Origin of the sequence: Actinokineospora auranticolor (assembly GCF_002934265.1) — a bacterium.
GTDB lineage: Bacteria > Actinomycetota > Actinomycetes > Mycobacteriales > Pseudonocardiaceae > Actinokineospora > Actinokineospora auranticolor.
The window spans coordinates 255,679-279,384 of record NZ_PTIX01000004.1 but is presented as its reverse complement, the minus strand read 5'-3'; the positions used below and the strand labels follow the sequence as shown (position 1 = coordinate 279,384).

Below are 23,706 nucleotides of genomic sequence, written 5' to 3'. Positions count from 1 at the left end.
CAGGTCGAGCACCCGGTTGAGGTAGTGGACCACCGTCACCTCCAAGGGGTTACCGCAAGTAACACCCTGCCTGACCGGCTCGGACGCGTCAACCACCGCGGGTTGTCGGTGTTCGGGCGCAGAATGCCGGTGTGCGGGTCGTGGTGGTACCGGGGGCGGAGGGCGCCGGGCGCGTCCAGGTGCCGGACGGGCCACCGGCGGACGTCCCCGACCTCGCCGCGTGGGTGGCCGAACGGGAACGCGCCGACGCGCCGCGCTGGGTGCTGCCGTCCCTCGCGGACGCGTACCCGGCGCTGCTGCGCGCGGGCGTGCGCCTCGACCGGTGCCACGACCTGTCCCTCGCGGAGGGGATCCTGCTCGCGTTCGAGGAGCGGCCGGGGCGACCCCGGAACCTGGCGGCGGCGTGGGCCCGGCTGCGCGGCCTGCCCGAGCCGGAAGACCCGCCGCCGCTGGCGCGCGGGGAGCAACCGGCGCTGTTCGAGGCGGACCGGGGCACGACACCGGTCGGCGCCGACCCGGTGGTGGCCGCCGCGGCCGTGCTGGAGGACCAGGAGCGGCGGCTCGCGTCGACGGCCCACCCGGACCGGCTGCGGCTGCTGGTGGCCGCCGAGTCGGCGGGCGGGCTGGCCGCCGCGGAGATGACGCACCACGGATTGCCGTGGCGGGCGGACACCCACCTGGGGCTGCTGGCGGACGTGCTGGGTCCACGGCCGTCACCCGGCGCCCGGCCCGCGAAGCTGGCCGCGCTGCTGGAGCGGATCAGCGCGGCCTTCGGCGGTCGGGCGATCAACCCCGACCACCCGCCGAGCATCGTGCGCGCGTTCGCCCGCGAGGGGATCGAGGTGTCGTCGGCGCGGGCGTGGGTGCTCAAGGAGATCGACCACCCGGCCGTGGAACCGCTGCTGGAGTACAAGGAACTCGCGCGGCTGTGGGTGGCGCACGGGTGGACGTGGCTGGACTCGTGGGTCGCGGCGGGCCGGTTCCGACCGGAGTACGTCGTCGGCGGCGTGGTCTCGGGCCGGTGGGCGACCCGGGGCGGGGCGGCGTTGCAGTTGCCCCGGACGCTGCGGGCCGCCGTCCGCGCCGACCCGGGGTGGTCGCTCGTGGTGGCGGACGCGTCCCAACTGGAGCCACGCGTGCTGGGCGCGTTGTCCGGCGACGCGCGGTTCGCCGAGGTGTCGGCGACGGACGACCTGTACTCGAGCCTCGCCGCGGATGCCTTCGACGGCGACCGGGACCGTGCGAAGATCGCGATGCTGTCGGCGATGTACGGCGGCACGAGCGGCGAGGCCGGTCCCCTGCTCGCGGTGCTGCGCAAGCGTTTTCCCGTCGCGGTCGACTACGTCGAGCAGGCCGCCCGCGCGGGCGAGGACGGCCGCGTGGTGCGCTCCCGGCTGGGCCGCACGAGCCCGCCCCCGAGCGACGCCTGGCGCGAGCGGACGGCCGCCACCGGCGACGAGGTGGCGGACCGCGCGGGTCGGCAGGCGGCGCGGGACTGGGGCCGGTTCACCCGGAACTTCGTGGTGCAGGCCAGCGCGGCGGACTGGGCGCTGACGACGCTCGCGGTGCTGCGGCGGCGGCTGCACGGCTTGGCCGCGCAGATCGTGTTCTTCCAGCACGACGAGGTGATGGTGCACTGCCCGCAGGAGGAGGCGGGCGCGGTGGAGGAGGAGATCACCGAGGCCGCGACCGAGGCCAGCGGCCTGGTCTTCCCCGGCACGTCGGTCCGGTTCCCGCTCCAAGCCCACGCCGTCGACTGCTACGCCGACGCGAAATGACGTCAGCGGTGGGCTCGGTGGAGCGTGTCGGGGGTCAGGTCCTTGATCGTGGTGTTGCCGGACAGGCCCAGGGTCAGGTCGAGGTCCGCCAGGACGCTCCGGATGACGTGCCGGACGCCCTCCTCGCCGCCGAGCCCCAAGCCGTACACGTAAGGACGGCCCAGCAGGACCGCTTTCGCGCCCAGGGCAAGGGCTTTGAGCACGTCCGAGCCGTTGCGGACCCCCGAGTCGAAGAGGACCTCCAGCCGGTCCCCCACGGCCGCGACGATTTCGGGCAGCGCGTCGAGGGAAGCTACGGCGCCGTCCACCTGACGGCCGCCGTGGTTTGAGACGACGATGCCGTCCATCTCGGCGTCGGCGGCTTTCCGGGCGTCGTCGGCGTGTTGGATGCCTTTCAGCAGGATCGGGCCGTCCCAGTGTTCCCGCAGGAAGGGCAGGCTGTCCCAGCACTTGTCCGTGCCGGTGAAGAGCGAGACCCAGCGGAGGATGGCCATTCCCGGGTCGTCTTCCGGGGATTTCGCCAGGCCCGCGCGGAAAGCCGGGTCGGTGAAGGCGTTCGCCACGCCGGTTGCCCGGAGGAACGGGAGGTACGCGGTGTCGAGGTCGCGGGGGCGCCAGGCCAGGGTCCACGTGTCGAGGGTGACGACCAGGGCCGTGTAGCCCGCGGCCTTGGCCCGGTGCAGCAGGCTCGCGCAGACTTCCGGTTCGTTGGGCCAGTACAGCTGGAACCAGCGCGGGCCAGCGACCGCCGCGACGTCTTCCAGTGGGTACGAGGAAGCCGTCGACAGCACGATCGGGACGTCGAGGGCCGCGGCGGCGCGGGCGGTCGCCAGTTCGCCGTCCGGGTGGACGATCGACTGCACACCCACGGGGGCCAGCAGGACCGGCGCGGGCATCGGCGTGCCCAGGATCGTCGTGCTCAGGTCCCGGGTGGTCGCGCCGGTGAGCACGCGCGGCACGATCCGCCAGTGGGCGAAGGCTTCCCGGTTGGCGCGCATCGTGTCGCCGGAGCCCGCGCCGCCCGCCACGTACCCGAAGGGTGCCGGGGCCATCGCGGCCTCGGCTGCCTGCTCCAAGCGGGTCGTGTCCGTGGTGAACGGCGGGACCTCGTCCGCCAGTCCACGCAGGTAGATCTCGTTCTGGTAGTGCGCGTGGGTCATCGGATCGCGGCCCTGCGCAGCCCGAGCCAGCCCACCAGGGACGCCGCGAGGGACAGGACCACGGCCGCCACCAGCACGCCGACACCACCCGCGCCGAGTGCCAGGGCCACCGTCCACAGCGCCAGCATGACCGTGCCGAGGGTCAGCAGGATCGCGCCGACGGTCAGCAGGGGCATGCGGCGGAGCAACTCCTCCGGTGCCAGGCGGTTGCGGGCGGGGATGGCGCGGTAGCCGAGCGCGGCGAGCACGGAAACCGTGCCCAGCAACGCCAGCGCGAACCACGCCAGGAGCGGGCTCGGCTGCGGCCTGCCCGCGAGGACCAGCAGGAAACCGCCGATGGTCTGCCAGCCCGCGCTGCGGCGCAGGATCAGCCACAGGGAGATCTGCTGCGGTTTGCCGAAGACCACCTTCGGTTGCGCGACGTCCACCGCCACCGCTTCGGGCGCGGGCTGCCGGACGATCTTGCGCACCGGCCGCCGCACCCGTCGCGCCGGCTCCGCGGGCCCGCCCTCCGGGGCTCCGGTGACCACGGGCTCGGCCAGGTCGTCGACCACCGGCTCGGCGACCGGGGGCCGCGGCGCCGCGCGCTCGCGGACCGGGGGTCGGGCGACCGCGGCCCTGGGCACCCGCGGCTCGCGGACCGGGGGCCGGGCGGCCGGGGGTTCGGCGGGCACCGGCTCGGCGACCACCTGGATCAGCGGCTCGACCTCGTCGCGCGGCTCCGGCTCGGCGGGCACCGGCCACACCGACGACATCCGCTGCCGCCACTCGGCCTCGACCGTCCACGCCTTCGGTTCCGCGGGATCCGGCGCAACGTCCTGCTCGACCTCGGACCGCCCCACTGCCCACTCGCCTCCAGCCACGTCGCCGTCGGACAACCGAACCGTGCCCGGGACGGGCTCGTCAACCCGGGCGTCGACGGGGTCCTGGGCCTCCTCGACCTGACCGGCCACGACGTGCTCAGCTCGGTTCGGCAGCGCGATCACCTCGGCCTCGACGGCGGGCTGGGCCTCCGGCCGGGCCGCGCCGACCGCGCGGGTGCCGGGCTGCCAGGCGGGCTCGGTGCCGTCGGTCAGGCCGCGGGCGAAGGCGCGGGTCCGGCGGGCGCCGATCGACCTGGGCAGCCGGTCCAGCCGCGCGCGGACCTCGGCGTTGCCCGGGTCGAGCAGCAGCGCGTCGGTGTACGCGCGGCGGGCGAGCTCCCCGTCGCGCGCCCGGTCGGCCGCGACGCCGAGCACCTCGTGCACGCGCGGCACCTCGGGGGCGACGGCGGCGGCGCGGCGGGCCGTCTCCAGCGACTCCTCCGGCGACACCGGTCCGAGCACCTCCGACAGCGTGACCAGCGAGCGCCAGTCGCGCGGGTCGCGCCGGGCGGCCTCGCGCGCGGAGACGACCGCCTCCTCGTGGCGCCCCATCTCCGCCAGCGACAGGCTGGCCAGCCGGTGCGCCCACGAGCGCTCACCGAGGGTGATCGCTCGTTTGGCCGCGTCCAGGCAGAGCTGGTAGTCGCCCGCGTCCAGCAGCGCGGCGGCCAGCCTGCACCAGGCCTCCGAGTTGTCGGGGTGCACAACCAGCACCGGGCGGAGCAGGGCGATGGCGTCCACGGCCCGCCCGACGGCCGTGAGCTGCGCGGCTTCCACCAGGACCGTGTCGATCGACTCGACCATGGCACCTCCCGACCGTCTCGACCTCCAGTGTGTCAAGCCCCTGGGCGGTTCGGCGGGCGACCCGCGCGGCCGGTCACCAAAGGCAACACCAGTGTCCTCCGCCCAGGTGACCGGTCTCACCCGTTCACCGGGAACGACACCCGTCTGGCGGCATAGGCGCTCCCCGTCGGCGCGGTCCACAGTGGCCTTCGTCCTATCTCCGGACGTATGACCACATCGCTTCTTAAACTGGTCGGGTGTATAAGCCGCCCCGACCCACCAAGTTCCGGCTGGCCCTGATCCTGGGTGGGCTGTCGGCGTTCGGTCCGCTGTCCATCGACATGTACCTGCCCGCGTTCCCGGAGATGGCCGAGCGGCTGGGCACGGGCCCGGCGCAGATCCAGCTGACGCTGACCACGTTCATGATCGGTCTGGCGCTGGGGCAGGCGGTGGCCGGTCCGCTGTCGGACTCGTACGGCAGGCGGACACCGCTGCTGATCGGGCTGGCCCTGTACGCGGTCAGCTCGCTGGCCTGCGTGGTCGCCCCGTCGGTCTACGCGCTGGTGGCGCTGCGGCTGGCGCAGGGCTTGAGCGCGGCGACCGGCGTGGTGATCGCCCGCGCGGCGGTGCGCGACCTGTTCAGCGGGGCGGCGATGGCCCGGTTCTTCTCGGCGCTGATGGTGGTCAACGGGCTGGGGCCGCTGCTCGCGCCGATCATCGGCGGGCAGGTGCTGCGGTGGGCGTCGTGGGAGGGGATCTTCTGGGTCCTCACCGGCTTCGGGGCGCTGCTGCTGGGCGTCGTGCTGCTGTGGATGCCGGAGACGCTGCCCCCGTCGTACCGGGGGTCGGCGCACCTGGGGCGGACGGTGCGCACGTACGTGAAGATCGCGTCGGATCGCCGGTTCCTGGCGTACGCGGGGTCGACGGGCTTCATCGGCGCGGCGATGTTCGCCTACATCGCCGGGTCGTCGTTCGTGCTGCAGGACGTGCACGGGCTGAGCCCGCAGCAGTACAGCCTGGTGTTCGCGGGGAACGCGTTCGGGATCATGCTGATGTCCCAGCTGAACTCCCTGCTGCTGCGGCGGTACGCGCCGCGCGGGCTGCTCGTCGCGGGGCTGGTGGTCGGGGCTGTCGGCGGGGTGGGGGTGCTGGCGGCGGTGCTGCTGGGGCTGGGCCTGCCGTGGCTGCTGGCGGCGCTGTTCGTGGCCATCGCGTGCATCGGCATGGTGAGCCCGAACTCCACCGCGCTGGCGCTGGCCGACCACGGGGAGAACGCGGGCGCGGCGTCGGCGCTGCTGGGGGTGCTGCAGTTCGTGATCGGTGGGGTGGCGGCGCCGCTGGTCGGGTTGGGTGGGGGTCAGTCGGCGCTGCCGATGGCGATCGTGATCGCGGTGCTGTCGGTGGCGGGGATCGGGCTGTTCGCGGTGCTGCGGCCCGCGGCGTCGATCGCGGTGGAACCGGTGGCCGCGGTGCCGGTCGAGGCGGTTGAGCCGGAACGTGCCAAGTAGGCGGGTGGGTCTGCGGAATCAGCCTTCTCGGTGTCACTCGCTTCGCCCGACTGGGCGACGAGTTATCCACAGGCATGATCGGCTGGGGCCGTTTGCGCCGGTCAGCGCGGTAGAATGGATCGGGGACGCCCCCGAGGTGGGTGGGGCCTGTGCTGGGGCGGCTCGGGGCGAAACAGGGCTTTGACGACGGTCCCAGGGGTGTCGCGGCTTGGAGCGACGAGGGAACGGATTTGCGCACGGAAGCTGCGGGTTGCCTTTGCGGCGCGGCATTCGCGGGCAGGCGGGCTCGGTGAGCGCGGTGGCAGTGGTCTTGCCGCAGATTCGCGGGCGGCTACCGCCGCGATCTTGAGGTGTCCCCGCCTGAGATTGGTGACGTGCGCGCGTGGGGCGTACCGCTCGCGATGGTCCCGGGAGGCGGAATGCCTGGACTGAGGCGGCATCGGCCTCGGAGGGGTAGGCGTAGGGCTTCGGTCCCGGAGGGCGAGTTGCCTGGCCCGGGGGTGGGCCAGGCACGGAGCGCGCGAGGGCCGGTCAGTGGTCGGATTCGACCGAGGCGTCGACCACGGCGTCGCGGAGGGCGGCGCGGAGGCGGCCGACGTCGAGCGGGGAGAGGATCGCGGTCTCGCCCGGGGGCGCCACGAGGACCACGTGGCCCTGTCGCACGAAGACGGTGACGTCTCGTTTGCGGCCCGCTAAGTCGCGACAGTTGATTGACCACTCCCGGTGGCTGTTCACCGCACCCGTCCTCTCGCAGTTCGACCCCATCGGGTCAGTTTGCCTGTCAATGTGATGACGCGGACGGTAACGAGCTGTGACGGCGAAGGTGATGTGATCTCAAGATTTTCTCAGCGGGCGCGTGGGGGTCGGGTGGGTCTAACGTCGGGGACGCACCGGTTTTCCCGATCCCCAGGGGGATGAAGGCATGGCCGAACCGCACCGCATCGTCGTCGTCGGGACCGGGTTGGCGGGGGCGTCCGCCGCCGGGTCGTTGCGTGAACGGGGTTTCGCCGGGGACATCGCGCTGATCGGGCGCGATCGGCACCGGCCGTACGAGCTGCCCGCGCTGTCGAAGGCCGTGTTGCTCGGCGAAGCGGATGAGCCGGACTGGGTGCACGAGGCCGACTTCTACGACGGTATCGACCTGGTGACCGCCACCAGCGTGACGGAACTCGACCTCGGGGGACGCGCCGTGGTCGACGAGACCGGCGCGCGGCACCCGTACGACCGGCTGGTCCTGGCCACCGGCTCCACCCCGCGCACCCTGCCGGTCCCGGGCGCCGACCTCGACGGCCTGCACACCCTCCGCACCCTCGACGACTCCCTCGCCCTGCGCGCCGCGTTCGGCGACGGTGTCCGGGTCGTGGTGGTCGGCGCGGGCTGGATCGGCTGCGAGGTCGCCGCGGCGGCGCGCGGGCACGGGTCGCGAGTCACGGTCATCGAACCCGAACCGCTGCCTTTGCACCGCACCCTCGGCCCCGTCGTGGGCGAGGTGTTCCGCGACCTGCACGCCGAACACGGCGTCACCTGGCGGCTGGGCACCGGCGTCACGGAGTTCGTCGGGACCGACCGCGTCACCGGCGTCCGGCTCGCCGACGGGTCGACCGTCGACGCGGACGTCGTAGTGGTCGGCGTCGGCGCGACCCCGAACACCGCCCTCGCCGAGGCGGCGGGCTTGGAACTGGCCGACACCGGCGGCGTCGCGGTGGACGCGTCCCTGCGCACATCGGCCCCGGACGTGTACGCCATCGGCGACATCGCCGCACACTTCCACCCCCGCCACGGCACCCGCGTGCGGGTCGAGCACTGGGCGAACGCCAAGGACCAGGGCGCGACCGTCGCGGCGAGCCTGCTGGGCGAGGCCGAGCCGTACACGGCCAACCCGTACTTCTTCTCGGACCAGTACGACCTCGGCCTGGAGGTCCGCGGCCTGTTCGACCCGCTGACCGACGACCTAGTGGTCCGCGGCGACCTGGCGGAGCGCTCGTTCATCGCCTTCTGGCTGCGGGCGGGCCGGGTGCGGGGCGCGCTGAACGTCAACCAGTGGGACGACGGCGACGCGCTCCAAGCGCTGGTCGACCGGCAGGCGGAGGTCGACGAGGGGACGCTGCGATCAGGGGAGCTGGGCTAGGACGAGGCGAGGAACGCGGTGATCCGCTCGTCGACCTGACGGGCCCCGACCTTCCGCGCCCGCCTGCGCAGGGCCCGGACCCGCTCCACGGTCCGCTCGGACGACAACGGCCCCACAGCGGTCAACGCGAGTTCGGTGGCGTGGTCGGCCGCGTCGCGATCGCCGAGTGGCACGCAGGACCTCGACATCGGTCATGCCGAGGCGCATCCCACCCGCCTTGGCGACCCGGCCGCCGTGGCTCGCGGTCATGGCAAGCCACGCGGGTTCCGCGAAGGCGGCGACGGCGAGGGCCGAACCGACCATGAAGTTGCGTCGATCCAGGTCTCGACCTGACAGTTCAACCACGGTCGCGATCGTGCCATCAAAGATCGCGGAAACGTGCAACCCATCGAACGTGTTCGCCTCATCGGGCACTGAAGTGAGCCCGCAGTCGGCGACCGAGAGCCGCAGACCGAGCCTGCGGGACAGCACATCCGCGACCAACCGGGGCACCGGTGTCCGCGGCTGGGCGCCGTCGAGCAGCCGGCGCACCGATCCCGGTGCGGTGGCCAGGTGGACCCCCTCGGTGGCCCCTGCCTGGACCACCGCCCTGGCCAGTGCGGAGTTGCTCAGCCCCGCGCGGGACAGCAGTGCCCGCAGCTCTGCGTTCTCCCCGGCCATCACGATCTCCCGAGTGCCGTCGCGAACCGGTGATCGAGCGTAGGTCGAGGTCGGTGGATCTGGCGATGTGTCACCCCGAGTGGCACCTCCGGAAGGCGGCTACCCGCCCCGGGCGGTGTCGAGGTGGTCACGGCCGGTGGTCTCCGGTGATCGTCATCCTCGGGGGCGTTGGTGAGTCGTCCTCGGGAATGACGTAGGGCCACTCCGGGACGAGGCACACTTGGGGAGTGAGTGCGGAGTGGCGGTTGCGGGCGCCCGCGAACCTGGTCAGCAGGCGGGCGATTGTGCAGTGGGCGTTGCGGGCGGGGCTCTTCTGGGTCTTCGTCCTCGCTGTGCACGGGGGGATCGCGCTCTTCAGCGACGAGCCGCCCGGGTGGTTGCGGTACACGGCGATCGGCGCGGCGGTCGTCGGCGTCGTGCACGTCGCCGTCATGCCCCAGTGGCGGTACCGGGTGCACCGCTGGGAGACGACGGCGGACGCGGTGTTCACGCGGAGCGGGTGGGTGACCCAGGAGTGGCGGTTGGCGCCCATTTCGCGGATCCAGACCGTGGACACCGGGCGCGGCCCCCTCCAGCAACTCCTCAAGCTCTCGACCGTCACCATCACGACCGCCTCCGCGCAGGGGCCGTTGAAGATCGACGGGTTGGACGCGACCGTCGCCGCGAAGGTCGTCGACGAGCTGTCCGCGACCACCCAGGCCACGCCGGGGGACGCCACGTGACCGCGTTGCCCGCCGCGCCGGAGTTCGTGGAGGCCGCGCCGGAGTGGGGGCGGCTCAACCCCCGGATGATCGTCGTGCGGCCGCTCAACGAGCTGATCGGGTTGTTGCCCGTGCTGGTCGGGCTGATCTTCCTGGGCAACGTCGAGACCTGGCGGATCGTGACCAGCGTAGGCCTGGTGGCGCTCATCGTCACCTTCGGCCTGCTGTCCTGGCTCACCACCAAGTACCGCATCACCGACACCCACGTCGAACTGCACAAGGGCGTCGTCTTCCGGCAGCGCCGGAGCATCCCGCGCGACCGGGTCCGCACCGTCGACCTGACCGCGAAGCTGGGGCACCGGCTGTTCGGGCTCGCCGCCGTGCGGGTCGGCACCGGCCAGCAGGAACGCTCCCCCGGCGAGGGCACCGTGGTGCTCGACGCGGTCACCGCCGCCGAGGCCGACCGGCTGCGGCAGGCCTTCCTGCACCGGCCGACGACCCAGGTCGCGGTCGAGGCCGAAGCGACCGAGGACGAGGGTGTCCCGATCGCGGGTCTCGACACGCGGTGGTACCGGTACGCGCCGCTCACCCTCTCCGGGTTCCTCACCATCGGCATCACATTCGGTTTCATCGCCAACTTCGCCAACGAGTGGGACTTCCGCTTCTCCGAGGTCGGCGCGATCCGCGAGGGCTTCGGGTGGATCAGCCAGACCGACTGGGGCACGGTCGTACCGGTCACCGCCGGGGCCGTCGCGGTGCTGTCGGTCTTCGCCTCGCTGGCCAACTACCTGCTGCAGAACCACAACTTCCGGCTGACCCGCCAGGCCGACGGCACCGTCCGCGTCCGCCGGGGGCTGCTCACCACCCGCTCGGTGTCCATCGAGGAGAAGCGCCTGCGCGGCGCGGCGCTGCACGAGCCGCTGCTGCTGCGGGCCGGTGGTGGTGCCAGGTTGACCGCGATCACCACCGGGCTCAACCGGGCGGGCGGCAGCAGCCTGCTGCTCCCGCCCGCGCCACGCGCGGAAGCCGACCGGGTCTGCGCGGACGTCCTCGCCATCGACCAGCCGCCGACCTCGACCCCGCTGACCACCCACCCGCCCCGCGCCCGCGCCCGGCGGATCGTCCGGGCGGTCGTCCCGAACCTGCTCCTCGTGGTGGTCCTGGCGGTGCTCGACACGGCCGCGGGCTGGCCGATGTGGACGTGGCTCGCGGCCATCGCGCTGCTGCCGCTGTCCGTCCTCCTAGGACTGAGCCGCTACGCCTCACTCGGCCACGCGCTCACCGACCGCTACCTGGTCAGCCGCTCCGGCTCGCTCGACCGCCGCACGGTCGCCTTGCAGCGCACCGGTGTCCTCGGTTGGAAGCTCACCCGCACCGTGTTCCAGCGCCGCGCGGGCGTCTTCACGCTGACCGCGGTCACCGCGGCGGGCAGCGGCGGCTACCACGTCATCGACATCGGCGACCAGCAGGGCCTCGACCTGGTCGACGAGGCCGTGCCGGACCTCATCGGGCAGTTTCTCCGTTAAGGCACAGGCCAGGTGTGCACGGGTTCGTTGGTGTGCATGTGTTCCCGGTAGCGCAGCACCATTTCCCGCAGCGCCGCCGCGCGGTCCAGCGACCGGGACCGCTCCAGCGACCGCACCGCCTCGACCTGCCAGGTGGCACCGTTGCGCTCGGTCACGCACCGCTGCTCGATGATGCCCAGCAGCCGGTCCCGGTCCCCCGACGGCACACCCCAGGACGCCAGCCCTTCGTGCGCCAGCGGCAGCAGCCTGCGCAGCACCAGCTCCGCCGCCGACACCTCGCCCACGCCCGGCCAGTACACGCGCGCGTCGATCCCGTTGCGCGCCGCCGCGTGGAAGTTGTCCTCGGCGGCGGAGAAGCTCATCTGCGTCCACAGCGGACGGTCTTGGTCGACCAGGGCGCGGACGAGTCCGAAGTAGAACGCGCCGTTGGCCACCGTGTCGACCACTGACGGACCCGCTGGTAGCACCCGGTTCTCCACGCGGACGTGCGGGCGGCCTCCCGCGATGTCGTAGATGGGCCGGTTCCAGCGGTAGACCGTGCCGTTGTGCAGGCGCAGCTCGTGCAGCTCCGGGATGTCGCCGCGGGCCAGCACCTCGGCCGGGTCCTCCTCGTCGACCAGCGGCAGCAGGCCCGAGTAGTACTGCACGTTCTCCTCGAACAGGTCGAAGATGGACGTGATCCAGCGGTCGCCGAACCACACCCGGGGCCGCACGCCCTGCGCCTTCAGCTCGTCCGGCCGGGTGTCGGTGGCCTGCTCGAACAGCGCCACCCTGGTCTCGGCCCACAACTGCTTGCCGAACAGGTACGGCGCGTTCGCCCCCGTCGCGACCTGCACGCCCGCCACCACCTGGCTGGCGTTCCAGTACCGCGCGAACTCCTCCGGCGCGACCTGCAGGTGGTACTGCACGCTGGTGCAGGCGCTCTCCGGGGCGATCGAGTCGGCCGTGGTCGCCAACCGCTCCACCCCGCCGATGTTGATCTCCAGGTCCTCGCCGCGGGCGGCCAGGACCTGCTCGTTGAGCAGCTTGTAGCGGGGGTTGGCGGAGAGCACCTCGGCGCCGGTGTGCCCGGTGCGCAGCGTGGGCAGGATGCCGACCATCACGATGTGCGAGCCCATCCGCGCGGCCTTGGCCTCCGCCTCGTTCAGGTCGGCGCGGATCAGCTCCTCGAACCGGGTCAACCCGCCCGCCTCCAGCCGCTGCGGCGGCAGGTTGATCTCGATGTTGAACCGGCCCAGCTCGGTCTGGAACGCCGGGTCGGCGATGGCGGCGAGCACCTCGGCGTTGCGCATCGACGGGTCGCCCGCGCCGTCGACCAGGTTCAGCTCGATCTCCAGCCCCGCCATCGGCCGGTCGGCGTCGAAGCGGGACTCGGCGAGCATCTGCGCGAAGACGTCCAGGCACCGGCGGACCTTCTGCCGGAACCGCGTGCGGTCGGCCCGGGTGAACTCCGTCGACTCGACATCCTTGCCCATGCGACCAGCGTGATCCATCGCGGACCGACCCGCCACACCGGTTGGGCCGACCGGCCCAAGGCGCGGTCGCCGAGGCGGACACGAGCCCGCGTCGGCCGGAGGCCGGGCGCGGCGGACTAAGCTCGCCCGGGTGAGCGACCGCCTGGTTTGGATCGACTGCGAGATGACCGGCCTCGACCTCGGGCGCGACGCGCTGATCGAGATCGCCGCCCTGGTCACCGACTCCGAGCTCAACGTCCTCGGCGACGGCGTCGACCTGGTGATCCACACCGACGACGCGCACCTGGCGGGGATGCCGGAGGTGGTGCGCGAGATGCACGCCAGGTCCGGGCTCACCGACGAGGTGCGGGCCTCCGCGCTGACCCTGGCGGAGGCCGAGGCGCAGGTGCTGGCCTACGTGCGGGAATGGGTACCCGAGTCCCGCACCGCGCCGCTGTGCGGGAACTCGATCGCCACCGACCGCGGGTTCATCGCCCGGGACATGCCGGAACTCGACGGCCACCTGCACTACCGGATGGTCGACGTGTCATCGATCAAGGAGCTGGCCCGGCGCTGGTACCCGCGGGTCTACTACGCGCAGCCGGACAAGGGCCTGGCGCACCGGGCGCTGGCCGACATCCGCGAGTCCATCCGGGAGCTGCGGTACTACCGGGGGACGGTGTTCGTCCCGCACCCCGGGCCGACCACCGAGGAGGCCAAGTCGGTCGCCGACGCCCTCCTGGCCACCCCCAACCCCTAACCCAGTTTCAAAACTGCGTGCAGGGCACGCTACGATGTTCCAGCACCGCAGGGACCAGCTCCCAGAGGTGACTGTGGTGGGTGTAGCTCAGTTGGTAGAGCACCTGGTTGTGGTCCAGGAAGTCGCGGGTTCAAGTCCCGTCACTCACCCCAACGGCCCAGCCATGTTCGCGGAGAGAGCGAACATGGCTGGGCCTTTTGTTGCATCTGGGGGGCGCCCCCAGACCCCCACGGTGCGAGCCCCTCACGCGGGCGGGCGTGGTGACGGTGATCGGAGACCAGCACCGGTAGTTCGCCGGTCGGCGGGGTCTGATACCGCGTGTGCGGTGGGTAGTCAAGATCGGGCGAATCCGGCACCCGCACGGCCGCGTCCTATGGCGGCATCGGCACCCGTGCTATATCCGTGGAACGGACCAGTCTGTCCGGTATCGCCGGGGATGGCCGTTCACAACCGGTCAGACGAATATCTTTCGGGCAGGCAAACTGGTAATTGGTACACCACTTCTGGTAACTGGGGACGCCGTTAACCCCCTGGCCACCACCACGGCGAGTTACCTACTTTCTCTTATCGTCACCGGGTCGAGGGCCCCGGTGCGGAAGGAGAGTGCCGAATGAAGGTTCGTACCCTGCTGCTCGGCCTGGTGGCCGCGGCGGCGACGGCGATCGCCGCGCCGTCGGTCGGCTCGGCGGCACCCGACGACGGTCCGATCATGACGCCCGCCATCGTCGGCGGCACCAACGCGACGCAGACCTACAGCTTCATGGCGTCGCTGCAGAGCACCTCCGGCAGCCACTTCTGCGGTGGCTCGCTGATCAAGGCCAACTGGATCGTCACCGCCGCGCACTGCGTGCAGGGCAAGTCGGCGTCCAGCATCCAGGCGCGCATCGGCACCACGAACCGGACCAGCGGCGGCACCGTCGCCCGCGCGTCCCGGATCATCGTGCACCCGAGCTACCGGACCAGCTACGACATCGCGCTGATCCAGCTCAGCACCAGCGTCACCCAGGCCCCGGTGCAGATCGCCGCCAGCTCGGGGGCGACCGGCCAGGCCAGCCGGATCATCGGGTGGGGCCAGACCTGCCCGCAGGCCGGTGGCTGCGGCGCGCCGGTGACCCTGCAGCAGCTCGACACCTCCGTGGTGGCCGACAGCCGCTGCTCGGGCATCTCCGGCTCGATCGAGATCTGCACCAACAACCCGGGCAGCCGGGCGGGTGCCTGCTACGGCGACTCCGGTGGCCCGCAGGTCATCCAGGCCGGTGGCGGGTGGCAGCTGACCGGCGCCACCAGCCGCTCCGGCGGTGGCTCGCAGTGCGCCCAGGCCCCGTCGATCTACACCGACGTGGTCGCGCACAAGTCGTGGATCACGGGCTACACCGGCGCCCTGTAAGCGCCTGAACGACCGAGGTGCCCCCACCCGACTCCGGGTGGGGGCACCTGCGCGCTTTAGGGTCGAGGAATGCACGACATCGAGATCCGCGACGACATGATCCGGCTGGGCCAGCTGCTCAAGCTCGCGGGCATCGCCGAGGACGGCGCCCACGCCAAGGACCTGCTCGACGCGGGCGAGGTCGCGGTCAACGGGGAGCCGGAGCACCGGCGCGGCAGGCAGGTCCACCCGGGTGACCACGTCACCGTGGGCCGCGAGGAGATCCGCGTCACGTCCCGTTAGGACGCTGCCCTACTTCTTGCCGCCCTGGCGCCAGGTCTCCCACGGGACCTGCCAGACGCTGAGGCCGTCCCACGCCTCCAGCACCGGGCCGCCGGAGTTCTGCACCACGATCACATCGCCCTTGTTCGAGATTTCCTGCAGCCAGGCGGCGTTCTCCACGGACATGTTGATGCAGCCGTGGCTGACGTTGCGCACGCCCTGGTCGCGCACCGACCACGGCGCCGAGTGGTAGAAGATGCCGCTGTTGGACATGCGGCTCGCGACAGCGACCTTGGTGCGGTAGCCACCCGCGGCGTCGGCGGGGACGCCGTAGGTCGAGGAGTCCATCACGTAGTTGGTGTGCTCGCTCATGACCGTGTAGGTGCCGACCGGCGTCTCGTGCGCCTTCTTGCCCAGCGAGATGGGGATCGTGCGAGCCACGGTGCCGTTGACGGTGACCGTCATCTGGTGGGTCTGTCCATCCGCGACGGCGACGACCGAGTCCCCGATGGTGACGGTGGCTTTGCGGTCCTCGCGGCCGAAGACGCCGTTGCCGAGGTTCTTGCCGTAGATGGCGGCGTTGACCGTCACGGTGGTGCCCGACTTCCAGTACTCCCGCGGCCGCCAGTGCACCTCCTTGTCGCTGAACCAGTAGAAGGCGCCCTCCGTGACGGGAGACGCGGTCACCTGGATCGCCTTCTCGGCGGCGGCCTTGTCGGTGATGGTGGCGTCGAAGTAGAAGGCGAACGTCTGGCCGACGCCGACCTTCTGACCGTCGAGCGGGTTCATCGACAGCGCGGTCTGGCGCTTGGGCTTGGCGGTGGTGAAGGTGGCGGAGGACGTCGCGGGCTTGCCGTCGCCGTCCTGGGCCTTGACGGAGGTGGTGTAGGTCTTGCCGTAGCCGAGCGCCTCGGTGGTCTGCCAGGTGCCGCCGTCCGCGGCCAGCGCGCCCGCCACGGCCTTGCCGTCCGCACCGGTGACCAGGACCTCGGTGAGCTTGCCGCCGGTCGCGGCGACGGTGACCGCGTCACCGGGTGGCACGTCGGCGGACTTGTCGGCGGGGGTGAGCGCGAGCGCGAAGGGCACGGGGGCGGGCTTGGCCGTCGACGTGGGCGAGGCGCTCGCGGTCGCGGTGCCGGAGTTCACCCCTTCGGGTGGAGTCGGGGTGTCCCCCGACGAGCATCCGGCGGCGGTCAGCACCGCCACCAAAGCGGCACCCACAGCCGCTCCGGTCCATCCTCGACAGCGCCCACCCCTGGACATACGACCCGCCCGTCCTGCTCACAACCTGGCCCCGACCTGTGGGAACAGTGTGCCTGACGAGCTCGCGCGCGTGGGCCGGTACCGCCCGATCGCACAAGGGGGACCCCCTGATTTCTTCCCGACCGACACCCTGTGCTAACTTTTCACCCGTCAGCAGGAGAGATCCTGACGAGCGCCGCTAGCTCAACTGGCAGAGCAGCTGGCTCTTAACCAGCGGGTTCGGGGTTCGAGTCCCTGGCGGCGCACGAGTCCGAGTGGCCGAGGTGTGTTCGTGGAAAGCGCGAACACACCTCGGCCACTCGGCATTTTCGGGGGTGCAACCCCCGAACCCCGCCCGGCGGGTTTCACCCCCGGACCCCCAAAGTGGCGCAAATCCGTCCACTTCAGACTTCCCACCCTTGCGCGCGGGTGGCGAAATCACGCGGGTGTCCTGTTCCCATTTTTGTGGCGCGCGGCACATCTCTCTCCCACATTCACAGCGCGGCGTCAATCCGTACCAGGTCGGGAATATGCCAGTGTGGGAATAAAGGCAATTACCAGTTCTTTCGGGCGAAGCGGGCGGTGCAACAGGATCAAGGGGCGGTTGTCCCCTACCCCTGCTGGAGGCACCAAACCATGACCAGGAAAGTGGTTCTGCCGGTCGTCGCCGGGCTCGCACTGCTGGGCGCGGTGGTCATCGCGCCCGGGGCGTCGGCCAACCAGGAAGCGAACGCGCTCGCGGCGCCGGATATCTCGGTGGCGGCCGTGCAGGCCCACCTCAACCAGTTCCAGACCATCGCCAACAACAACGGCGGCAACCGGGCGCACGGTCGGCCCGGCTACAAGGCGTCGATCGACTACGTGAAGGGCAAGCTGGACGCGGCGGGGTGGACCACCTCGGTGAAGACCTTCACCGCGCAAGGCGCGACCGGCTACAACCTGATCGCGGACTGGCCCGGCGGTGACGCGAACAACATCCTGATGGCAGGCGGCCACCTCGACAGCGTGAACGCCGGACCGGGCATCAACGACAACGGCACCGGTTCGGCCGGGCTGATCGAGGTCGCGCTGGCCGTCTCGCGGGCGCAGCTCAAGCCGACCAAGCACCTGCGGTTCGGCTGGTGGGGCGCGGAGGAGTTGGGCCTGCTGGGCTCCAACAACTACGTGAGCACCCTGTCCGCCGCCGAGAAGTCGCGGATCAAGGGCTACCTGAACTTCGACATGACGGGCTCGCCGAACCCCGGCTACTTCGTCTACTCGTCGTCGGGCCAGCCCACCGGCTCCACCACGCTGCAGAAGACGCTGGAGGAGTACTTCACGCAGATCAACGTGCCCACCGAGACCACGGTGGTCGGCGGCCGCTCCGACCACGCGGCGTTCGCCAAGGCGGGCATCCCGACCGGCGGCCTGTTCAGCGGCGCCGAGAGCACCAAGACCGCCGCGCAGGCCCGCAAGTGGGGCGGCCAGGCCAACACCGCCTTCGACGCCTGCTACCACCGGTCGTGCGACAAGACGACCAACGTCAACACCACCTCGCTGGACCGCCACACGGACGCGATCGCCTACGCGATCTGGAAGCTGTCCGGCGCCCCGGCGATCTGATCGACGCTCGTTGACGCGGGCCACCCCGACCGGGGTGGCCCGCGTTCGTCTACCCCCGGCGACCGCCGCCCGACGCCCGCGAGGGGTCCCCTCGATAGGGGAACCCCTATTACGAAAATCTAGTTGGCGGGACGTACTCGTGCGGCTGGCCGGAGCGAGCCTGTGGACAACTCCGGCCGTGGGTGATCCGGTAGCGCCTGCCCTTGGCTCAGCAGACGCGCTTGTACCGCAGGACTCGGCGCAGGGAGTCGACGACGCGGTAGGTGGGGAGTTCGCCCGCGGTCACCGCGGCTTCCAGGCGGGTCAGGATTTCCGGGAGGCGGCCGCCCGAGGACCAGAACGGGACGTCCGCGCCCGCGGCGAAGGCGCGGAGGACGGCTTCGGGGAGGTCGTAGCGGTCGGAGATCGCACGCATGGCGCCCAGGTCGTCGGTGAAGGTCAGGCCGTCGAAACCCAGGTCTTCGCGGAGCAGTCGGTAGACGGCGGGGTCGAGGCTGGCGGGCAGGTCGCCGGTGAGGCCCGGTACGTCGAGGTGACCGACCATGACCGCGACCGGGCCCCGCGCGGGCAGTTCCCGGTACGGCCGCAGGTCGCTCCCCCGCAGCTCGTCGAGGGGCGGGGTGGTCACCCGGCCGCCGTGCGAGTCGCCGGTGGCGCGGCCGTGGCCGGGGAAGTGCTTGAGCACCGGCAGCATGCCGCCGTCGCGCAGGCCGTCGGCGAAGGCGCCCGCGTAGCGGATGGCGGTGTCGGGGTCGGGGCTGAACGAGCGGTCGCCGATCACCGTGCGGTCCGGCGCCGCCGTGAGGTCGACCACCGGCGCGAAGTCGAGCGTGACCCCGCGCGCGGTGAGCCTGGCCGCGCGGTCGCGGGCCAGGGCCCGGACCTGGTCCACGGTCATGGTGGCGGCCATCTGCCTGGCGCTGGGCAGGTCGCCGTCGAGTTCGTCGACCCGCTGGACGCGGCCGCCTTCGTCGTCGACGGCCACGATCAGCGGAAGCGCCGACCCCGCCGCGACGGCGGGCAGTCGCCCGTCGACGAGCAGGGCCGTGGGGTTGCCGCCGACGAAGATCCCGCCGATGCCCTCGGCGACGGCGGCGCGCGCGTCCTCGGGCCCCTTGGGGTCCACGCCCATCATCAGCACCTGGGCCAGCCGCTGCCGCGGTGTCAGGCCGGAGATGACCGGGTCGCACGGGTCGGGACCGCGCTCCGGGTGGGTCAGTGCGGCGGCGGGCACGCCCGCGACCACCTCGACCGGCGGGACCATCGCGGTCACCAGTGTCGCGACGACGGAGCCGACCCCTACCGCGGCCAGCACGCGCGACGTCCGGACTGTGGGCACGCGCCATTCTCACCCGTGCGGGCCTACCGCCGCGCGCGGCTCCACAGGATGTCCACGAGTCGCCCCCATACCCGGCACAGCGCGCCGGCATGGTGGCGGCATGCCATACACGCTCTCGCACGCCGCCGCGGCGCTCCCGCTGCTCCGCCGCGGACCCCTGGTCGGGTCGGCGCTGGTGGTCGGGACGATGTCGCCCGACCTGCTGTACTTCGTCTTCCTGGAGACCGGGGTCGACGCGCGCACGCACACGTGGCTCGGGCTGGTGCTGATCGACCTGCCGGTGGCGTTGGCGGTGCTGGCGGTGTGGCAGCTCTTCGTGGTGCCCGCGCTGGTCGCGCTGGCGCCCGCGCGGCTGCGGGCCCGGTTGGTGCCGAGGGAGCCGGTGCCGCGGCTGAGCGTGGCGATGGTGGTGTCGGTGCTCATCGGCGGGGCCACGCACCTGGTGTGGGACGCGTTCACCCACCACAACGGGTGGGTCGTGGAGCACTACCCGAGCCTGCGGTTGTGGTTCTGGGTCGGCATGCCGCGCTACCACTTCCTGCAGTACGCCAGCAGCGTCGCGGGAGCCGCGCTGCTGGTCTGGTGGGCCGTGCGGTGGTTGCGCCGCCGGGAGCCGGTGGCGGTGGTCCCGGCGCTCTACGAGCCGCTCAGGCGGCCGGGGCGGGTGATCTGCGCGGTGGTGGCCACCGGGATCGTGCTGGCGGCCGTGCGGGCGCTGCCGGTGATGGCGTGGGTGGCCGACCGGCCGGTGCTCGCGTACGCGCACCGGCTGGCCTCGGGGGTGGCGCCGAGCGCGACGCAGGTGCAGGCGGGGATGAACCGGGTGTCGATCTGCCTGGTGTCGGGCGCGTTCGTGGCGCTGGCGCTGATCGGGGTCCGGCAGCGGCTGCGGGCCCGGCGGGCGGCGACCGGCGGGTGAACCGGGCGGGTCCACCCCGGACCGTCCACTCGGGTCCGGCGCGCCCAGCCTGCTCCGCGCCCACCTCGCCACCCGGCTCGCCCGCCCGGCGGGGGCGGCCGGTGCGCTCATGGTCAAGTCAACACCCGGAGACGCTCCGGTGACACCCGGCTGATGGTTGACTACCCGCTGGTACAGACCATTGAGTGACCGCCGAATGGTCTACGTCTACGGCCGTTGATCACACAACGACCGACGGGCGGGACCGCTGGCGGGGCAAGGGATCTCGGCCGCGACCCCGGGGAGTTCCGTTGCCTCGGCTAAGAACCTCTGGCGCATCGCGTCTGCAACTTGCAGAATCGGGGCCACACACCGGCGGCCGCGATCGTGTTCGCCCGGGGACCGTCCGCAGCGACCGGTGGAGTTCTCCGCAACCAAGGTGAACAGAGTTGGACCAGACCGACCAACTCCGATCAACAATCAGCAGAACTCGTGCGCCGTGGTCCTAAAGCTTGGCGTTGGTGATCCTTCGGCCTAGCTTTGTCCCATGGAGCTGGAGCTGCGCCACTTCAAAATCATCGTTGCGGTCGCCGAGGCGGGCAGCATCACCAAGGCCGCGTCCACGCTCGGCCTCGCCCAACCGGCCCTGACCGCTCAGCTCCACCGGATCGAACGCGCCCTCGGTGGACCACTGTTCGAACGGGATCGGAAAGGAGCAAGACCCACCCCACTGGGTGAACTCGTGCTGTCTCGCGCGCGACTGCTGCTACCCGCGGTGTCCGGCCTGCGCGAAGAGGCCGCCCGGTTCGCCAACAACGCCTCCCTCCCTGGCGACACCCCGTCCCGGCTGCGCCTGGGCTCGGCCACCGGCCCCGTGCTCGGCGGCCTGGTGCACCAGCTCAACGCGGCCTACCCCGACCTGCACGTGACCACGCACGTCTCCTGGTCCTCCGAGGAGCTGGCCGCGATGGTCGCCGACGGCCGGGTCGACTACACGCTGGCGGGCGTCTGCGGAGACGCCCCGCCACCGTCCCAACCCGGCCTCATCTGGCGGACGCTGGCCACCGACCCGGTCTTCGTCCTGCTGTCCGACAAGCACCCCCTCTCCACCCAGTCCGAGGTCGAGCTCGGCGACCTGGCGGGCGTCCAGTGGGGGGCCACCCCCGGCGACGGCTGCTTCGCCGACTGCTTCGCCGCGGCCTGCGCACGAGCGGGCTTCACCCCGCGCACCCTGTACGAGACCGATGTCGTGAGCTGCATCGACCTCGTGGAGTCCGGTGATGCCGTCGTGCTGTGCCAACCGATGTTCCGACAGATGCCCGGTGTGGTCGCGGTGCCCATCGCGGGCAACCCGCTGCGCTGGCGCAACCTGATCGGGTGGCACCCGGACGGGTCCGCCGCCGCCTTCTCCGACCAGCTGGTCAAACTGGCCAGCCAGGCCTACGCCGATGTGATCGCCCGCAGCGCCCGGTACACCGAGTTCCTGCGCGACCACCCCGGCTTCGGCGTCGAGCTACCGGAGGGGCCGTCGTCGAACTAGTCGGCGCAAGCCAGGAGCTATGGTCAAGTGCTATGCCCTGATCGTGTGTGACGCGGATTACTGTGCAGGCACCTGCTGACCGTTTCGCCCGGTTGATCTCTCCCGTCCTGGTCGGAGGTCACCGGGCATTCCTGCGTTTGGGGCCCCTCGACCGGTCTAGCCAACCGGTCCACCCGGTCGGGCCAGCCACCCGGCCGTGGGTGGCGCGGGCACGACACCCTCCCCCGCCTGAACGCGCCGGTACGCAGCCATCCCGTACACCTTCCCCTGCACAAGGAGAACGGCATGGCAAGACGAATCACAGCCCTGCTCGCGGCCGCCGTGGCGACCGGGGGCGCGGTCGTCGCGGTGGGCTTATCCGCCGAGGCCGCGCCATCGGCCCCGGCGGCGGCCGAAAGCATGAGCGCGGCGATGCAGCGGGACCTCGGACTCGACGCCGCGCGGGCCGCCGCGCGGCTGTCCAACGAGGACCGCGCGGGCAAGGCGGACCGGACGCTGCGCAAGCAGCTGTCCGGAAGGCTGGGTGGTACGTGGTACGACGCGGGCCGGGGCAAGCTCGTCGTCGGCGTCACGGACAACTCCGCCGCCGCCACGGCCCGCGCCGCGGGCGCCGACGCGGTCGTGGTCGGCCGCACCGAGGCCCAACTGGACGAGCTGAAGGCCACACTCGACGCGAACCAGGCGCGCAGCCCGCGCACCGTGGCGAGCTGGTACGTGGACCTGCCGGGCAACCGGATCGTGCTCAAGTCCCGGGGCACCGCGCTGGCGGCGGCCAGGGCGTTCGTCGCGGCCAGCGGTGTGCCCGCCGACGCGGTGAGCGTGGAGGCCTCCGACGAGGCGCCGCGCAAGCTGATCGACGTGGTCGGCGGCAACGCGTACTACATCGGCAGCGGCACCCGCTGCTCGGTCGGTTTCTCGGTGAACGGCGGGTTCGTCACCGCCGGGCACTGCGGCACCAGCGGCGCGTCCACCACCCAGCCGAGCGGCTCCTTCGCCGGATCCAGCTTCCCCGGCAACGACTACGCCTTCGTGCGGGTCGCGGCGGGCAACACCCCGGTCGGCGCGGTGAACAACTACTCCGGCGGCCGGGTGGCCGTGGCCGGGTCGACCGACGCGCCGGTGGGCTCGTCGATCTGCCGCTCCGGTTCCACGACCGGGTGGCACTGCGGCACCATCGCGGCCCGCAACGCCTCGGTCACCTACGCCGAGGGCACGATCACGGGTCTGATCCGCACGAACGTCTGCGCCGAGCCGGGCGACTCCGGCGGGTCGGCGATCTCGGGCAGCCAGGCCCAGGGCGTGACCTCCGGCGGTTCCGGCAACTGCACCTCCGGCGGCACCACGTACTTCCAGCCGGTCAACGAGATCCTGCAGGCGTACGGGCTGACCCTGGTCACCAACGGTGGCGGCACCCCGCCGACCACGACCCCACCGACCACCCCGCCCGGCAACTGCACCGGCACCGCCTACACCGGCACCCTCGCCGGTGGCGGCAGCGCCATCCAGCCGGGCAACAGCTACTACCAGACCACGGCGTCGGGCACCCACCGCGGCTGCCTGACCGGTCCCGCCGGTACGGACTTCGACCTGTACCTGCAGAAGTGGAACGGTTCGGCCTGGGCCAACGTGGCCAGCGGGACGACCCCGACCAACAGCGAGACGGTGTCCTACTCCGGCACCGCGGGCTACTACCGCTGGCAGGTCCACGCCTACAGCGGCGGCGGCAGCTACACGCTGCGGGTCACGCGCCCGTAGTTGACCCGGCACCGGCGGGGATGTCACGGTAATCCCCGCCGGTGCCGTGCGTCCGTGCCACTACGGGACCCGAGACGAATCCGCACCGACGCCGCAACGCTGAACGGTCGCGCGCCCGCGGAACACTTTTCCGGCCTGTTCCGAATCGACTTCCACGACACGCGAAAATCGCGCGCGCGATCATTTCCCGACCGACGGCGAAATCGTCGTCGAACCCACTCCGGCGATCATGGGGGATCCGCCGCCCCGGAGAACGAATGGGACGGCGGGCGATCCTGGTACTCGTCGCCGAAGACTGCACCAAGGGGCGGGCGAGCCGCCGTGATTCCGAGCGGCAGCCGACCCTGGGGGCAGTCGGCGT

19 protein-coding genes, 2 tRNA genes and 1 pseudogene are annotated in these 23,706 nt (G+C 71.9%); 14 read left to right on the top strand and 8 right to left on the bottom strand.

Annotated elements, in window-relative coordinates:
- Window positions 1–131: 131 nt before the first annotated feature.
- Window positions 132–1,778, top strand: a complete 1,647-nt coding sequence (locus tag CLV40_RS09750; RefSeq protein ID WP_104478522.1) for a bifunctional 3'-5' exonuclease/DNA polymerase — start codon at window positions 132–134, stop codon at window positions 1,776–1,778.
- Window positions 1,779–1,780: 2 nt separating this feature from the next.
- Here CLV40_RS09750 and CLV40_RS09745 read toward each other — a convergent pair whose 3' ends face one another.
- Complete coding sequence (locus CLV40_RS09745; protein ID WP_104478521.1) at window positions 1,781–2,938, bottom strand: alpha-hydroxy-acid oxidizing protein; 1,158 nt, start codon at window positions 2,936–2,938, stop codon at window positions 1,781–1,783.
- Window positions 2,935–4,605 carry a tetratricopeptide repeat protein gene (locus CLV40_RS09740; protein WP_104478520.1) on the bottom strand — a complete coding sequence of 557 codons (1,671 nt, stop codon included), beginning with the start codon at window positions 4,603–4,605 and terminating at the stop codon, window positions 2,935–2,937. The genes CLV40_RS09745 and CLV40_RS09740 overlap by 4 nt, the downstream gene beginning before the upstream one ends.
- Before the next feature lie 236 nt (window positions 4,606–4,841).
- On the opposite strand from CLV40_RS09740, the gene CLV40_RS09735 reads away from it, so the two are divergent.
- Window positions 4,842–6,092, top strand: coding sequence for a Bcr/CflA family multidrug efflux MFS transporter (locus tag CLV40_RS09735; RefSeq protein WP_104478519.1), 1,251 nt, complete (start codon window positions 4,842–4,844; stop codon window positions 6,090–6,092).
- A gap of 531 nt (window positions 6,093–6,623) precedes the next feature.
- On the opposite strand, the gene CLV40_RS09730 is transcribed toward CLV40_RS09735, so the two are convergent.
- Window positions 6,624–6,857, bottom strand: coding sequence for a hypothetical protein (locus CLV40_RS09730; RefSeq protein WP_104478518.1), 234 nt, complete (start codon window positions 6,855–6,857; stop codon window positions 6,624–6,626).
- 157 nt (window positions 6,858–7,014) lie between these two features.
- Here CLV40_RS09730 and CLV40_RS09725 point away from each other — a divergent pair, with 157 nt between their 5' ends.
- Complete coding sequence (locus CLV40_RS09725; RefSeq protein ID WP_104478517.1) at window positions 7,015–8,220, top strand: NAD(P)/FAD-dependent oxidoreductase; 1,206 nt, start codon at window positions 7,015–7,017, stop codon at window positions 8,218–8,220.
- On the opposite strand, the gene CLV40_RS37850 is transcribed toward CLV40_RS09725, so the two are convergent.
- Together CLV40_RS37850 and CLV40_RS40995 are read right to left on the bottom strand one after the other, a co-directional pair.
- Window positions 8,217–8,393, bottom strand: coding sequence for a hypothetical protein (locus tag CLV40_RS37850; RefSeq protein ID WP_181043411.1), 177 nt, complete (start codon window positions 8,391–8,393; stop codon window positions 8,217–8,219). The two genes, CLV40_RS09725 and CLV40_RS37850, sit on opposite strands and share 4 nt — an antisense overlap.
- A 43-nt stretch (window positions 8,394–8,436) precedes the next feature.
- Window positions 8,437–8,880, bottom strand: a pseudogene (locus tag CLV40_RS40995) (NsdA family TPR-like regulatory protein); the annotation flags it as partial.
- Between the two features lie 227 nt (window positions 8,881–9,107).
- Between CLV40_RS40995 and CLV40_RS09720 the strand changes: the two are divergent.
- Together CLV40_RS09720 and CLV40_RS09715 are read left to right on the top strand one after the other, a co-directional pair.
- Window positions 9,108–9,602: a PH domain-containing protein gene (locus CLV40_RS09720; RefSeq protein ID WP_104478516.1), complete on the top strand. Its 495-nt coding sequence runs from the start codon at window positions 9,108–9,110 to the stop codon at window positions 9,600–9,602.
- Window positions 9,599–11,107, top strand: coding sequence for a PH domain-containing protein (locus CLV40_RS09715; protein ID WP_104478515.1), 1,509 nt, complete (start codon window positions 9,599–9,601; stop codon window positions 11,105–11,107). Before CLV40_RS09720 ends, CLV40_RS09715 begins: the two co-directional genes overlap by 4 nt.
- Here CLV40_RS09715 and CLV40_RS09710 read toward each other — a convergent pair.
- Window positions 11,104–12,582, bottom strand: a complete 1,479-nt coding sequence (locus CLV40_RS09710; protein WP_104478514.1) for a glutamate-cysteine ligase family protein — start codon at window positions 12,580–12,582, stop codon at window positions 11,104–11,106. The two genes, CLV40_RS09715 and CLV40_RS09710, sit on opposite strands and share 4 nt — an antisense overlap.
- Before the next feature lie 130 nt (window positions 12,583–12,712).
- On the opposite strand from CLV40_RS09710, the gene orn reads away from it, so the two are divergent.
- The 4 genes from orn (at window position 12,713) to CLV40_RS09690 (ending at window position 14,990) form a co-directional block, all read left to right on the top strand.
- Window positions 12,713–13,321, top strand: coding sequence for an oligoribonuclease (gene orn / locus CLV40_RS09705; RefSeq protein ID WP_104478513.1), 609 nt, complete (start codon window positions 12,713–12,715; stop codon window positions 13,319–13,321).
- Window positions 13,322–13,397: 76 nt separating this feature from the next.
- Window positions 13,398–13,473 (top strand) — tRNA-His (locus CLV40_RS09700).
- A 458-nt stretch (window positions 13,474–13,931) separates the two neighbouring features.
- Window positions 13,932–14,708, top strand: a complete 777-nt coding sequence (locus CLV40_RS09695; RefSeq protein WP_104478512.1) for a S1 family peptidase — start codon at window positions 13,932–13,934, stop codon at window positions 14,706–14,708.
- A 69-nt stretch (window positions 14,709–14,777) separates the two neighbouring features.
- A complete protein-coding gene (locus CLV40_RS09690) occupies window positions 14,778–14,990 on the top strand; it encodes an RNA-binding S4 domain-containing protein (protein WP_104478511.1) in 213 nt (70 codons plus the stop codon).
- A 9-nt stretch (window positions 14,991–14,999) separates the two neighbouring features.
- Here CLV40_RS09690 and CLV40_RS09685 read toward each other — a convergent pair whose 3' ends face one another.
- A complete protein-coding gene (locus CLV40_RS09685; RefSeq protein ID WP_245931189.1) occupies window positions 15,000–16,190 on the bottom strand; it encodes a L,D-transpeptidase in 1,191 nt (396 codons plus the stop codon).
- 214 nt (window positions 16,191–16,404) lie between these two features.
- On the opposite strand from CLV40_RS09685, the gene CLV40_RS09680 reads away from it, so the two are divergent.
- Together CLV40_RS09680 and CLV40_RS09675 are read left to right on the top strand one after the other, a co-directional pair.
- A tRNA-Lys gene (locus CLV40_RS09680) sits at window positions 16,405–16,477 on the top strand.
- Window positions 16,478–16,847: 370 nt separating this feature from the next.
- Window positions 16,848–17,813 (top strand): M28 family metallopeptidase, encoded by a 966-nt coding sequence (locus tag CLV40_RS09675; protein ID WP_104478509.1) that lies wholly within the window; start codon window positions 16,848–16,850, stop codon window positions 17,811–17,813.
- Window positions 17,814–18,021: 208 nt separating this feature from the next.
- On the opposite strand, the gene CLV40_RS09670 is transcribed toward CLV40_RS09675, so the two are convergent.
- Window positions 18,022–19,152 (bottom strand): glycoside hydrolase family 3 N-terminal domain-containing protein, encoded by a 1,131-nt coding sequence (locus CLV40_RS09670; protein ID WP_104478508.1) that lies wholly within the window; start codon window positions 19,150–19,152, stop codon window positions 18,022–18,024.
- Between the two features lie 100 nt (window positions 19,153–19,252).
- On the opposite strand from CLV40_RS09670, the gene CLV40_RS09665 reads away from it, so the two are divergent.
- The 3 genes from CLV40_RS09665 to CLV40_RS09655 all read left to right on the top strand — a co-directional run bounded on the left by CLV40_RS09665 (window position 19,253) and on the right by CLV40_RS09655 (window position 23,345).
- On the top strand, window positions 19,253–20,071 hold the full coding sequence (locus CLV40_RS09665) for a DUF4184 family protein (protein WP_104478507.1): 819 nt from the start codon (window positions 19,253–19,255) through the stop codon (window positions 20,069–20,071).
- Between the two features lie 526 nt (window positions 20,072–20,597).
- The gene (locus CLV40_RS09660; protein ID WP_104478506.1) at window positions 20,598–21,590 is read left to right on the top strand and encodes a LysR family transcriptional regulator; all 993 of its coding nucleotides are present in this window, start codon (window positions 20,598–20,600) and stop codon (window positions 21,588–21,590) included.
- A 285-nt stretch (window positions 21,591–21,875) separates the two neighbouring features.
- On the top strand, window positions 21,876–23,345 hold the full coding sequence (locus CLV40_RS09655) for a S1 family peptidase (protein ID WP_104478505.1): 1,470 nt from the start codon (window positions 21,876–21,878) through the stop codon (window positions 23,343–23,345).
- Window positions 23,346–23,706 lie beyond the last annotated feature (361 nt).